This is a genomic window from Marinobacter sp. SBS5 (assembly GCF_048285575.1).
Classification (GTDB): Bacteria; Pseudomonadota; Gammaproteobacteria; order Pseudomonadales; family Oleiphilaceae; genus Marinobacter.
In genome coordinates this window covers 888,375-900,685 of record NZ_JBLWAZ010000003.1, presented here as the reverse complement: position 1 = coordinate 900,685, position 12,311 = coordinate 888,375, and the positions used below count along the sequence as shown (strand labels likewise).

The following is a 12,311-nucleotide window of genomic DNA, read 5'->3' as shown; positions in this document are numbered from 1 at the left end:
AAAGTATGGTAGAGGCTTGGCAGGATTCAAATCGGAGGCAATACCCTAATGCATATACATATTTTGGGCATCTGTGGCACGTTCATGGGCAGTTTGGCCGTGATCGCGCGGGAATTGGGTCATACGGTGACCGGTTCCGATCAAGGTGTTTATCCCCCCATGAGCACACAGCTTGAGGCCCAAGGTATAGCGCTGATGGAAGGTTACCGGGCGGAGAATCTGGAGCCAAGGCCCGATATGGTGCTGATTGGCAACGCCATGTCCCGGGGCAATGTGGAAGTTGAAACGGTTCTTAATCGTGGCATCGACTACATGTCTGGCCCGGAATGGTTGTCTCGGGAAGTACTGAGACACCGCTGGGTAATGGCGGTCGCTGGCACCCACGGGAAAACCACGACCACCTCTATGCTGTTATGGATTCTGGATCAGGCAGGATTTGATGCCGGTTATTTGGTGGGTGGCGTGCCACAGGATTTTCCGGTTTCTGCACGACTGGGTACCAGTGACTTCTTCGTGATCGAAGCCGATGAATACGACAGTGCATTTTTCGACAAGCGTTCCAAGTTTATTCACTACCGCCCGAATACGCTGATTCTCAATAACCTTGAATACGATCACGCGGATATTTTCGACAGCGTTGAGGCCATTGAGCGCCAGTTCCATCACGTGGTGCGCACGGTGCCGTCGCAAGGGCTGATTATTCGCCCCGCCGTTGATAAACATTTGGACCGTGCGTTGGACATGGGGTGCTGGAGTCCGGTTCAGGACACCGCCATTGGCAGCGAGATTTCCCGCACCACTGACTGGCGCGCGGAGCTGCTTCGGGAAGATGGCAGTCAGTTTATGGTGATTCACCACGAGCAGCCTGTGGCCGTGTTGAAGTGGGGGTTGACCGGGCAACACAACGTTCGCAACGCACTCTCGGCCATTGCGGCTGCGCGCCATGTGGGTGTCACGCCCGATCATGCGGTGGCGGCCCTGTGCCGGTTCTCCGGTGTGAAGCGCCGTATGGAGCTGGTGGGTGAGGTTGGTGGAGTGACCGTTTACGATGATTTTGCCCACCACCCTACGGCGATTACTTCAACCCTGGAAGGGCTCCGGAATCAAGTGGGTGACGAGCCCATTCTGGCTATTATCGAGCCTCGCTCGAACACCATGAAACAAGGCGTGCATCAGCAAACCCTGATTCCCAGCACAGCCGCTGCAGACCGAGTGTTGTGGGGCAACCTGAGCGAAATGGACTGGCTGCCGGAACTGGTTGAAAGCTGGCGGGCAGAACACGGCGAACTGGATCATCACAGTGTCGAGGATTCTGTCGAGACGCTGATTGCCCGTGTATTGGAACAACTGCCGGAAACCTGCCACATTGTCATTATGAGTAACGGTGGCTTTGGTGGAATTCACCGTAAACTGGTAGCGGAATTGGAGAAAGTACGTGGCTGAGGCTCCGCAGGTCGTCAATCTTGCCATTACCGGAGCGTCCGGTGCCCAGTACGCGTTGCGTTTGCTGCAGTGCCTAGTCGCGAATGGCAGCCGGGTGAACGTGATGGTTAGCCGGGCTGCGCAAGTGGTGATTGCCACTGAAACAGACTTCCGTCTGCCGGGCTCGCCACCGGCCATGGCCGAAGCTTTTACGGCTTATGCCGGTGCCGAAGAAAGGCAAATTCAGGTGTTTGGCCGTGAAGACTGGTTTTCGCCCCCAGCCTCCGGTTCGGGCGAAAAAGCCCCGTTGGTGATCTGCCCCTGCAGCACCGGGACGCTCTCGGCCTTGGCTACCGGTGCCAGTAATAATCTCATTGAGCGCGCTGGTGATGTTGCCTTGAAGGAGCGCCGGCCGTTGATTCTGGTGCTGCGTGAATCTCCCTATTCAGAAATCCATCTCGATAACATGCTCAAGCTCACTCGCATGGGCGCAGTCATCATGCCGGCAAGCCCGGGTTTCTACCACAAACCGCAATCGGTTGATGATCTGGTGGACTTCATGGTGGCGCGGATTCTGGATCATCTGGGGTTCCCGCAAACGCTGGTGCCTCGCTGGGGTGAATAAAAACAGAATCTGGTGGTGGCTGGCGTTGGTTTTGGCCAAAGCGATTGATGGTTTTCACCATTGAGTGCAGGCCCCCCTCGCCACAGACTTGTTGAAGATAACAACAAGCCAACTCAACACGCGAGGTTCTGCCATGATTCCACGTACTCTGTTTGATGCCGATCTTGACGGTTTCCGGGATTCCGTTCGTAAATTTCTTGAGCAAGAGGCGGCGCCTCATCACGAACAATGGGAAAAGGACGGTCAGGTCAGTCGCGAGATATGGCATAAAGCCGGTGAGCTGGGCTTCCTGTGCCCGACATTGCCTGAAGAATACGGCGGTGTAGGGGCTGACTTCCGCTACTCCGCTGTGGTCATGGAAGAAGTGGCCAAAGCAGGGTTGACGGGCATTGGCTGGAGCCTTCACTCGGATATCGTCGCGCCCTACATCTTTAACTATGGCACCGACGAGCAAAAGGCTCGCTATCTGCCCAAGCTAGCTTCCGGGGAAATGGTGGGTGCCATCGCCATGACCGAGCCGGGCGCAGGTTCCGACTTGCAGGGTGTGAAAACCACGGCTATTAAAGACGGCGATCACTACCTTCTGAACGGTTCCAAAACCTTCATTACCAACGGTCAGTTAGCGGATCTGGTTGTGGTGGTTGCAAAAACCGATCCCAAAGAGGGCGCCAAAGGCACCAGTTTGTTCATCGTTGAGTCAGCCTCTGAAGGGTTTGAGAAGGGGCAGAACCTGAACAAGGTGGGGATGAAGGCGCAGGATACGTCTGAGCTTTTCTTTCAGGACGTGAAAGTGCCCGCAGACAATCTATTGGGTGGCCGCGAAGGGCACGGCTTTGTTCAGCTGATGAGCGAGTTGCCAGCTGAGCGGCTGCAGGTGGCACTCACGGCAGTAGCGGCGGCCGAAGCCGCGTGGCAGTGGACCCTCGATTACGTTAAAGAGCGAAAGGCGTTTGGTAAGCCAATTTTGGCGTTCCAGAACACCCGTTTCAAGCTGGCGGAACTGAAGGCTGAAATTACCGCTGCCCGCGTGTTCACGGATCGCTGCCTGGAGCTGCATCTGGAGAAAAAACTGGATATCCCAACCGCCGCCATGCTCAAGCAGCACACCACCGATCTGCAATGCAAAGTCATGGACGAGTGCGTGCAGTTGCACGGTGGTTACGGCTATATGTGGGAATACCCCATTGCCCGGGCCTGGGCTGATTCCCGTGTGCAGCGCATTTACGCTGGCACCAATGAAATCATGAAAGAGATTGTCGCCCGCTCGTTCTAATTTTCCCTCAAACGACAGGCTACGGATCATCGGGCCTGTCGTTTACCAAACTTTACAATTTGCCAAGCCGGTCAAGGTCTCCAGCTTCGGTATTCCCTACAGTAACGGCACAACCTTCTAACAAGGATAAATGGTTGCCGTGATGAAACGCCTGATCAGTCTTTCCGTCCCCCTTTTAACGCTTGCGCTTGCCGGTTGTGGCGAAGAGTCAGACCAACTGCCGGTTGATGGTCGTGATTTTGACGGCGTTGGCTACAGCAAGCCTGCGCCTTATTCGGGGCGAGTTATTGATGGCTACCTTCGGAACGCTCGCGTTTGGCTGGATCTGGATGGCGACGGGCAGTACAGCAAAGGCCCGTTAGACGTCATGTTGGCCAATGGTGAACGTTACACGCTGGAGAATGGCGAACCCGCCGCTATGACGGCTGCGAGAGGGCGTTTCGATCTCGATATCTCTGAGTTTGATGTGCCGGGCACTTTGGGCAAGGATTTAGATCCCAGAGATTACCCTTTGTATGCGCTTGCGTTGCCGGATAAAACCCTGGAAGAAACCCGTAACGGTGAGGTTGCGGTAAAGCGAGCCTTCCTGATGTCGGCCAGCCCCGGTGTTACCAACGTGACCCCGCTGACCACGCTGGCACGCTATCGTGCTGTTGTGGGGAACTCCATTAGCCCCGAGCTTGGCAGCATTTCTCCGGAACGTTATGCCGACCTGGATGGGCTAAATCTTTTAAAAGACTATGTGCTTGCCGGTGACGACAAAGCCCACGCATACGCTCAGGCATTGGCTCGTTTTATGGCTAGCCAGATCCCCAATGGTTACAACGCACTTTTGGCTGAAGCTGGGCGAGATGGCACCGAGCGTTTCTTGTCGAAGGAGGCGGTCCAGTTACTCGGCATTTCGTTAGTGCAGCATGCTGGCGATGTGATGCAGTTGGTGGATAGTGCGGCTTCCGGGGGGAGTTATGCCAATGTGGATCCGGATGCGCTGGAGTTGCCCGTTGTCCCCATTGAGCTAAGTAATCCGGTGCTTCTGACAACGTTGAATGTGTCAGCAGACAGCAGCACGCTGCCCTCAAGAGATCTGGGGCCATCGGCTGAGCTGATGTTTGACTATGCGGAAGACGGCCAGTTGTTGTCGGTGTCCAGCCGGGGCTGCATGGCCCCATCGTTGCCAGAGTTGGTGCGATTGGTGCAAGTGGATGGCTACATGGCATTGCTGCAAACTCAGTGGTTGCCTGGCGCGTCATTGTCACCGTTGAGTAAAAGCCTCTACGACGAAGGCGGCGTCCATGAGCGGATCGTCTTCGACTGGCCAAATAAACGGGCTTATTTCGACACTGTTACCCAGTGCCACAAGATCACCCAAGGCATTGAGCCTGACAGCACTGAGCTGGGCGGAAGTGCTGAAATTGAATGGAGCTGGGCGGATAAGAGTGCCGTTGTTGAGTTGATTCCGGGCCAACCGGACAGGACTTGGACGATGTCATTAACAGCTCAAAATTCACCTGCAGAGGAGTGGGAGGGCAGCAAGGTCAGTGGATACAGCGTTGACGCTAATGGTGAGGTGGAGCGAGCGGTAACCTTCTTGGAGGCAGGCGCGGCAGATGTCTGTGAGCCGTCCGGCACCGAGGATGATCCTGCTGTTCTCGAAAACCCTTATGTGACCCGGCTGTTCGGTGTAACCCTTTCTGAGGGGGAAAGATCCTATGGCAGTGCCTACGAATACGATCACCGTAACTACAAACAAGATCCGGAGTCGGTAGTAGAGTTGAATGTTCAGCGACTACTCAAATATCCGGTTCAAAACTCAGCGCTGGCCAGCCTTGAGCGTGTGGATTCTTCAGACGGTGCCTTTAAGTGGCATTTGTCATACTCGAAGCTGAATCAAGCTGACGTAACCGAGGAAACGGTGAATCATATTCGTCAGGCGGATCTCAAGCGTGCCGGCTCGGTCAATGCATGTGGGAGCGAGGTTCGGGGCGGGACGGGCATAGCGTTTGCGCACGTGGATTATGTCTACAAAACGCTCACGGAATATCTGGTTGAGGGGTTGACGGACACGGTTGTGGCTGAGTGATGAGGTGGCGATCACTCTGCGTGCTTGCCGTTAGTCTGAATGCTCGCTTGGATTTTCGGTCTGTCGAGCTTGGAAGGCATCGCTAAAGGCCGCGGCAAGTATGCCGGTTGGCATGGCAACGAGGCCAACGCCAGAAATAGCCGTAAGGCCGGCAAAGAATTTGCCCGCAGCAGTGATTGGGGTGACGTCTCCATACCCGACCGTGGTGAGTGTCGCTACGCTCCACCATAGCGCCCTTGGAATACTGCCGAAATCTTCAGGTTGTAACTCTGCTTCAAATAAGTAGAGGAATGCGCTGGATATGAGAAGCAAGATAAAGGCGATAGTCGCACTCATCAGCAGTTCAAACTTACGTCTGGAGATGGCTGACCAAAGCAGGTTCCATGCTTGAGTAAAGCGCCCGAGCCGAGACACTCTCAGTATTCTGAAGATGCGAGTCAGGCGAATATAGAAGGTTAGGGAGTTTGTGACGAAAGGCGCAATAAATGATAGGAGCGCCAAAAGATCAAAAAAAGCCCACCCTGATTTCATGTACCGCAACCGACCGAATGGGCCTGAGTACGTCGGGTTCTCCGGGGCCACATACACTCGGAGCAAGTACTCGATGACAAAGACGGCGAACAGAATTTTTTCTGATATCAGAAAGAATTGAGGTAAGGCTTCGCTGAACGAGCGCTCAGTTTCGATAACCGCCAACAAGACGGAGACGAGGATCAGAATGCAGATGGCAAAGTTGAACGGGGATAGCCCTTTCGCATTCCAGGCTGTGGCATCAACGTACCGGTAGAGCAGCTTGCGCATTGTGTTTTCCGGAGAAGGTGGCTAGCTATCACTATAGATCATGGTGTTGTAGGCGTGGTTACCGCAGAGTTATCCGGAGCGGGTACAGTAAATGCTGACTGCGTTGGCTGGTGTTGGATAAATAAAATGCGGTTTAAACGGGAGAGCTCAGGGTTTATGGCCTGATAACGAGCAATTTAAATCGGTTGAACGTTTTTTCTGCCATTTCCTGGGGAAGGAAATGGTGCCGAGGAGAGGACTTGAACCTCCACGGGGTTGCCCCCACTAGCACCTGAAGCTAGCGTGTCTACCAATTTCACCACCTCGGCAGGTGATTTGCAGTTGCGCTGTCAGTTTGTTTAAAACTAGCGTTTCTGCCAGAGTTGAAGGGTGCCCCTCAACCGATGGCGCGTACTTTAATAATTCCTTTATGGCCTGTCAAACGTTTTAGTGAAAAAAAGTTTTCACGGTATTTGTGCCTATTAATGTCCGCCTTGTCATGCAGGTTTAAGACGGCAACGTTATACTGTGTGAATTGATGAATTTTGCCGCAGTGTTTGCGGCCTGAATAACAAGGATCCGAATGGTTTCTAAGAAAAAAAATGTACGGGACCCACACGCTGATCGTGAGGCCCAGAAATACGATAACCCCATCCAGAGCCGGGAGTTTATCCTCAATCACCTGAAAGAGCGTGGTGCCCCTGCCACCCACGAAACCCTGTGCCAAGAGTTGGGGCAGGCGTCCGAGGAAGGCATCGAGGCTTTACGCCGACGTTTGATTGCCATGTGTCGTGATGGGCAGTTGATCTGTAATCGCCGGAATGCATTCCTGCCTATTGAAGAAGCGGCGTTGGTGACCGGTAAAATATCGGGACACCGGGATGGTTTTGGCTTTCTGATTCCCGATGATGGCAGTTCCGACCTGTTTTTGACCGCGCGCCAGATGCGCCAGGTCTTTCATGGAGACCGAGTGGCAGCCCGAGTGGACCGCGTAGATGATCGTGGCCGCCGTGAAGGTGTGATTGTCGAGGTGTTGGAGCATCGTACCGAGCAGACCGTGGGGCGTTTCTTCAAGGAGAGCGGCATTGCCTTTGTCGTTCCTGAGAATGCTCGTATCAATCACGAGATTCTGATTCCGGACGAAAATGTCGGTGCGGCTGTGCATGGTCAGTATGTGGTGGTCGAAATTTTGCGGCAGCCAACCGTGCGCACCCAGCCAACCGGGCGAGTGCTTGAAGTGCTGGGTGAACATATGGCTCCCGGCATGGAAATCGATGTCGCGATTCGTTCCTACGAAATCCCGCACAGTTGGTCTGAAGCGGTGGGCGAACAGGCAGCGGCGATTCCTGCGGAAGTTGAAGAGAAAGACAAAGTAAATCGTGTTGATATCCGCAATATGCGGCTGGTCACCATTGATGATGAGTCCGCTCGCGACTTCGATGACGCGATCTACTGTGAGCCGCGCCCTCGTGGCGGTTACCGGCTGGTCGTGGCGATTGCCGACGTATCTCACTATGTGCGTGCAGGCTCGCCGCTCGACGAAGAAGCGTTTGAGCGTGGCAACTCGGTGTATTTCCCTGACCACGTCGTGCCGATGCTTCCGGAGAAACTTTCCAACGGACTGTGTTCGTTGAATCCGGGTGTTGACCGTTTGTGCATGGTGGCGGATATGACCATCAGTGCAGCGGGCAATATTAGTGGCTATACCTTCTATCAAGCGGTTATGCGCAGCCATGCAAGGCTGACCTATAACAAGGTAAGTGCCATGCTGGAACACCCTGATACCGAACAGGGTTATCAGCTGAGTGCTCATTACGCAGACTTGTTGCCGCACCTGCATAACTTGTACGAGCTTTATAAGCTTCTTCGCAAGGCGCGTACCGAACGGGGTGCTATTGATTTTGAAACCACCGAAACCAAGGTGGTGTTCGATGCGGAGCGCAAGATTGAAGAGATCGTGCCGGTGCACCGAAACGATGCTCACAAGATCGTGGAAGAGTGTATGTTGTGCGCCAACGTGGCAACGGCTCGCTTCCTGAAGAAGCATAAGATGCCTGCACTCTACCGGGTGCACGATGGTCCTTCCGAGGAGCGTCTGGGTAAACTGAGGTTGTTCCTCAGTGAGCTGGGGCTTCAGTTAGGCGGTGGTGATCAGCCGACTTCGGCGGATTACCAGAAGCTGCTGTCTGAAGTAGCTGACCGCTCGGATGCCCATGTCATCCAAATGGTCATGTTGCGCTCGCTGAGTCAGGCGGTTTACAGCCCTGAAGAGAGTGGCCATTTTGGTCTCGGGTTTGCCAGCTATGCGCACTTTACATCGCCGATTCGACGCTACCCGGATTTGATTGTGCATAGGGCTATTAAGTCCTGCATTCATAATCCTGAAGTGCAAAAGGATGTGGTGTCGCCCAAAGAACTGGATGCGGGCTTGGCTGCTTATCCATACGATTACGCCAAAGTTGAACAGCTCGGTGAGCATTGCTCGATGACGGAGCGGCGGGCCGATGATGCCACACGCGACGTAATGGCTTGGCTCAAGTGTGAATTCCTTAAGGATCACGTGGGCGAGGAATACGAAGGTGTGATTGCGGCGGTAGTGCCCTTTGGTTTCTTTGTGGAACTGTCGGATATCTATATTGAAGGGCTGGTGCATGTGTCGACCCTGAGTGGCGATTACTTCCATCATGATGCGGCGAAGCACCGGATGATCGGAGAACGCACGGCTGTGAGCTTCCGCTTAGGTGACGAAGTGCGTGTGAAGGTGGTTCGGGTCGGGCTGGAAGATCGCAAAATCGATCTGGAGCTGACCAGTAAGCCTCAAAAGCGTACCGCCGACCGGGATGCGCTGGATATTGCCAAGCGAGAGCCTCGCAATAAAGGCGATCGGGCTGGTAAGGGCGGTAAGCGTGGCAAGTCTGGAAAACCGGCCAGCGCGAAAGAGCGGCTGGCCAGCGAGGCAGCCCGAGAGGCCTCTAAAAAGGGTGCGAAAGATAAGCCGGCGCCTGCCAGTAAAAAGCGCAACAGCCGTAAGTAACCAGTAACACAGGAATTGATCGCTAGTGTCTCAGGAATATGTATTTGGCTGGCATGCCGTTGATGCAGTGCTGAAACGGGAGCCGGAGCGTTTGCTGCGCGTGTGGATTCAAACGGGCCGGCAGGACAAGCGAGTAAAATCGGTGACCGAGGCACTGGACGGTTTGGGCGTGCGCTGGAGTGTTGTGCATCGCCGCGAACTGGATGAGCGGGTGTCCGGCGTGCACCAGGGTGTTGTGGCTGAAGTCTCAGAGAGTCGCGAATGGACTGAGGCGGACTTGCTGGCGCAGTTGGCGGCTAGTAATAAGCCGCCATTCCTTTTGGTGTTGGACGGTGTGACAGATCCTCACAATCTGGGTGCTTGCATGCGTACCGCAGACGCCGTAGGTGTGCAGGCGGTTATCGTGCCGAAAGACAAGTCGGCGACCTTGACGCCGGTGGCTCGAAAGGTTGCCTGCGGTGCTGCTGAAACTGTGCCTTTTGTTCGGGTGACCAATCTGGCTCGCTTTCTGCGCGAGCTGAAAGATCAGGGTGTTTGGCTGGTTGGCACTGCCGGTGAGTCGGATGCGAATCTGTTCCAGGCTGATTTCAAAGGGCCGGTGGCGTTGGTGATGGGGGCAGAAGGTAAGGGTATGCGCCGCCTTACCCGTGAACACTGTGACCAGTTGGTTAACATTCCGATGCACGGACATGTCGATAGCCTTAATGTCTCCGTGGCGACCGGTGTTTGTTTGTACGAAGCACTGCGTCAACGAGCCGGTTAATCCTTGCACGATACCCCTTGTAGGCATAGAATACGTCACCCCTTTTAGAAGGGGTGGTTTTGTGTTGCCTGAATTCAGGGGATCAAAATCTCGCTTTTGATCAGGCGGTTTTATACAAGGCCTTGTCAATAAAGCAAAAAGAAGCCGGCAGCTTAGCTGTCACCTCCTTGCTTTCCATGCTTTGGAGCGGTTCCGGAAGGGGCCATCTGAGGTCGAAAGCTGTTTAACCCGTAGGGAGAACTCATGCGTCACTACGAAATCGTATTTATGGTACATCCGGATCAGAGCGAGCAAGTGCCCGCGATGATCGAGCGTTATACCGGCCTCATCACTGAAGATGGCGGTCAGGTACATCGTCTGGAAGATTGGGGCCGTCGTCACCTGGCATACCCGATCAACAAGATTCACAAAGCTCACTACGTGCTGATGAACGTTGAATGTTCACAGGCTGCGATGGACGAGCTGACTCATAACTTCCGTTTCAACGACGCCATCATCCGTGAGCTGATTCTGCGTCGCGACGAGGCTGTTACTGACCTGTCTCCGATGAAAGCCGCTGAGTCCCGTGAGGACCGTCGTTCCGGCGGAGACGATCGTCCACGCCGTTCGGCTGAGTCTGGCGAAAGCCAGAGCGCTGAGTCCAAAGGCGAAGAAGAGTAATTCACCGGAGTTAGGAGTTAAGTTATGGCTCGTTTTTTCAGACGTCGTAAATTCTGCCGCTTCACGGCAGAAGGTGTTAAAGAGATCGATTACAAGGATCTGGACACCCTGAAAGGCTACATCACTGAAACCGGCAAAATCGTGCCCAGCCGTATCACCGGCACCAAAGCACGTTATCAGCGTCAGCTGGCTACCGCTATCAAGCGTGCCCGCTACCTGGCACTGCTGCCGTATACGGATAGTCACGACCACTAAGCACAGATAGACAGGACCCGGGACCATGCGTGCACTGGCACAGTATGTAATGCGCGGTCCCATGCAGGCCGGCGGAGTTGCAGTAGTTTCGACTATTGTTCCTTTGTTGTTCTGGATAGGCGCAGCAGTTACGGCCCTTGTCATAATGCGACAGGGGATTCGGCAGGGGCTCACCATTGGCCTCTGGGCAGTTTTGCCTGCATTGGGTTGGGCCGTATACGGTCAAAACCCGACAGCGCTGATCGTATTGCTGCAAACGATGCTGATGGCATCGGTCTTCCGGGCATCGCTGTCCTGGGAAAACGCGCTGTTATCCGGCGCCTTTCTGACGATACTGACCGGCCTTATGTTGCCAGTCATGTATCCGGCACTGTTGAACGAACTTGTTCGGATCGGTGTCGAGTTTTACGACCAGTACAACGCTGAAGTGGTTCAGGCTCTGGGCGGCGACCTAGAGCGAATCATTCGAAGCGCGATGAGCGCCAGTATGGCGGGCTCGGCTTTCGCGATAGCGATTGCCATGGCTATGTTGGCGAGATCCTGGCAGGCAGGGCTGGATAACCCAGGTGGTTTCCGGCGCGAGTTTCATGCCATCAGGTTGTCGCCGGCTATCGCGGTAGTATGCGCTGTAACCATGGTATCGGGCCCGTTGTTGGGGCTGAATCCGGTACTTTTGGCCTGGGCTGCAGGCACGCCACTTCTCGTGGCAGGTTTGGCCTTGGTTCATGGGGTAGTAGGTCGTAAGCAGTGGGGCGGTCAGGCGCTGTTCGCGTTTTACATTGTGTTGGGGCTGTTGGGTCTGAATCTGATGATGCTGTTGTTGGTTCTGGCTTTTGTGGATAGCTGGCTGGATATTCGGGAACGCATAGCGCCAACCGGACCGGCTGAATAAAGCACGAAGAGGTTAACGAGATGGAAGTTATTCTGCTCGAGAAAGTTGCAAACCTTGGCACTTTGGGCGACAAGGTAAATGTTAAGGCCGGTTACGGTCGTAATTTCCTGCTGCCGTACGGCAAGGCTGTGCCTGCCACGGAAGCAAACGTAAAGGCGTTTGAAGAGCGTCGCGCTGAGCTGGAAAAAGCCGCTGCTGAAAAGCTGTCTGCTGCCCAGTCCCGTGCAGAAGCTCTGGAAGGCGCATCCTTCACCATCACCTCCAAGGCTGGTGACGAAGGTAAGCTGTTCGGCTCTATCGGTGTTCGTGATATCGCAGAAGTTGTTTCTGCTGGCGGCACTGAAGTCGAGAAGAGCGAAGTTCGTCTGCCAGAAGGTCCGCTGCGGACGACTGGCGAGTTCGATGTTGAGCTCCAGCTGCACTCTGATGTTGAAGTTACCATCAAGCTGGCGGTTGTAGCCGAGTAATCGGTTAGCCTCAGCAGGTAAGTTCAGCGACCGCTGAAGCCGAGGGTTTTAGCGGTCTAA

Annotated in this window: 11 protein-coding genes and 1 tRNA gene; 10 read left to right on the top strand and 2 right to left on the bottom strand. The window is 54.5% G+C overall.

What is annotated here, in order from left to right:
* Positions 1 to 48: 48 nt before the first annotated feature.
* The 4 genes from mpl to ACNQ6O_RS11180 all read left to right on the top strand — a co-directional run bounded on the left by mpl (position 49) and on the right by ACNQ6O_RS11180 (position 5,400).
* Positions 49 to 1,443, top strand: a complete 1,395-nt coding sequence (mpl, locus tag ACNQ6O_RS11195) for a UDP-N-acetylmuramate:L-alanyl-gamma-D-glutamyl-meso-diaminopimelate ligase (protein ID WP_418053290.1) — start codon at positions 49 to 51, stop codon at positions 1,441 to 1,443.
* On the top strand, positions 1,436 to 2,047 hold the full coding sequence (locus ACNQ6O_RS11190) for a flavin prenyltransferase UbiX (protein WP_418053289.1): 612 nt from the start codon (positions 1,436 to 1,438) through the stop codon (positions 2,045 to 2,047). The genes mpl and ACNQ6O_RS11190 overlap by 8 nt, the downstream gene beginning before the upstream one ends.
* A gap of 133 nt (positions 2,048 to 2,180) precedes the next feature.
* Positions 2,181 to 3,320: an acyl-CoA dehydrogenase family protein gene (locus ACNQ6O_RS11185; protein WP_418053288.1), complete on the top strand. Its 1,140-nt coding sequence runs from the start codon at positions 2,181 to 2,183 to the stop codon at positions 3,318 to 3,320.
* A 142-nt stretch (positions 3,321 to 3,462) separates the two neighbouring features.
* Entirely contained in the window at positions 3,463 to 5,400 is a 1,938-nt protein-coding gene (locus ACNQ6O_RS11180) for a hypothetical protein (protein ID WP_418053287.1), read from the top strand.
* A gap of 30 nt (positions 5,401 to 5,430) precedes the next feature.
* Here ACNQ6O_RS11180 and ACNQ6O_RS11175 read toward each other — a convergent pair whose 3' ends face one another.
* Together ACNQ6O_RS11175 and ACNQ6O_RS11170 are read right to left on the bottom strand one after the other, a co-directional pair.
* Entirely contained in the window at positions 5,431 to 6,201 is a 771-nt protein-coding gene (locus tag ACNQ6O_RS11175) for an ion transporter (protein ID WP_418053286.1), read from the bottom strand.
* Between the two features lie 221 nt (positions 6,202 to 6,422).
* A tRNA-Leu gene (locus ACNQ6O_RS11170) sits at positions 6,423 to 6,509 on the bottom strand.
* Between the two features lie 254 nt (positions 6,510 to 6,763).
* Between ACNQ6O_RS11170 and rnr the strand changes: the two genes are divergently transcribed.
* The 6 genes from rnr to rplI all read left to right on the top strand — a co-directional run bounded on the left by rnr (position 6,764) and on the right by rplI (position 12,251).
* Positions 6,764 to 9,214 carry a ribonuclease R gene (gene rnr, locus ACNQ6O_RS11165; RefSeq protein WP_418053285.1) on the top strand — a complete coding sequence of 817 codons (2,451 nt, stop codon included), beginning with the start codon at positions 6,764 to 6,766 and terminating at the stop codon, positions 9,212 to 9,214.
* Positions 9,215 to 9,239: 25 nt separating this feature from the next.
* On the top strand, positions 9,240 to 9,977 hold the full coding sequence (rlmB, locus tag ACNQ6O_RS11160; protein ID WP_418053284.1) for a 23S rRNA (guanosine(2251)-2'-O)-methyltransferase RlmB: 738 nt from the start codon (positions 9,240 to 9,242) through the stop codon (positions 9,975 to 9,977).
* 243 nt (positions 9,978 to 10,220) lie between these two features.
* A complete protein-coding gene (gene rpsF / locus ACNQ6O_RS11155) occupies positions 10,221 to 10,637 on the top strand; it encodes a 30S ribosomal protein S6 (protein ID WP_114332954.1) in 417 nt (138 codons plus the stop codon).
* Positions 10,638 to 10,661: 24 nt separating this feature from the next.
* On the top strand, positions 10,662 to 10,892 hold the full coding sequence (gene rpsR, locus ACNQ6O_RS11150) for a 30S ribosomal protein S18 (protein WP_008937282.1): 231 nt from the start codon (positions 10,662 to 10,664) through the stop codon (positions 10,890 to 10,892).
* A gap of 25 nt (positions 10,893 to 10,917) precedes the next feature.
* Positions 10,918 to 11,784 (top strand): hypothetical protein, encoded by an 867-nt coding sequence (locus tag ACNQ6O_RS11145; protein ID WP_418053283.1) that lies wholly within the window; start codon positions 10,918 to 10,920, stop codon positions 11,782 to 11,784.
* Positions 11,785 to 11,804: 20 nt separating this feature from the next.
* Positions 11,805 to 12,251, top strand: coding sequence for a 50S ribosomal protein L9 (gene rplI, locus ACNQ6O_RS11140; RefSeq protein ID WP_418053282.1), 447 nt, complete (start codon positions 11,805 to 11,807; stop codon positions 12,249 to 12,251).
* Positions 12,252 to 12,311: the final 60 nt, after the last annotated feature.

Excerpts from the sequence above, each read along its gene's own strand:
- rnr (WP_418053285.1), top strand. The coding sequence starts at position 6,764 with ATGGTTTCTAAGAAAAAAAATGTACGGGACCCACACGCTGATCGTGAG.
- rplI (WP_418053282.1), top strand. The coding sequence starts at position 11,805 with ATGGAAGTTATTCTGCTCGAGAAAGTTGCAAACCTTGGCACTTTGGGC.
- ACNQ6O_RS11175 (WP_418053286.1), bottom strand. The coding sequence starts at position 6,201 with ATGCGCAAGCTGCTCTACCGGTACGTTGATGCCACAGCCTGGAATGCG.
- rpsR (WP_008937282.1), top strand. The coding sequence starts at position 10,662 with ATGGCTCGTTTTTTCAGACGTCGTAAATTCTGCCGCTTCACGGCAGAA.
- ACNQ6O_RS11185 (WP_418053288.1), top strand. The coding sequence starts at position 2,181 with ATGATTCCACGTACTCTGTTTGATGCCGATCTTGACGGTTTCCGGGAT.
- ACNQ6O_RS11145 (WP_418053283.1), top strand. The coding sequence starts at position 10,918 with ATGCGTGCACTGGCACAGTATGTAATGCGCGGTCCCATGCAGGCCGGC.
- mpl (WP_418053290.1), top strand. The coding sequence starts at position 49 with ATGCATATACATATTTTGGGCATCTGTGGCACGTTCATGGGCAGTTTG.
- ACNQ6O_RS11180 (WP_418053287.1), top strand. The coding sequence starts at position 3,463 with ATGAAACGCCTGATCAGTCTTTCCGTCCCCCTTTTAACGCTTGCGCTT.
- rpsF (WP_114332954.1), top strand. The coding sequence starts at position 10,221 with ATGCGTCACTACGAAATCGTATTTATGGTACATCCGGATCAGAGCGAG.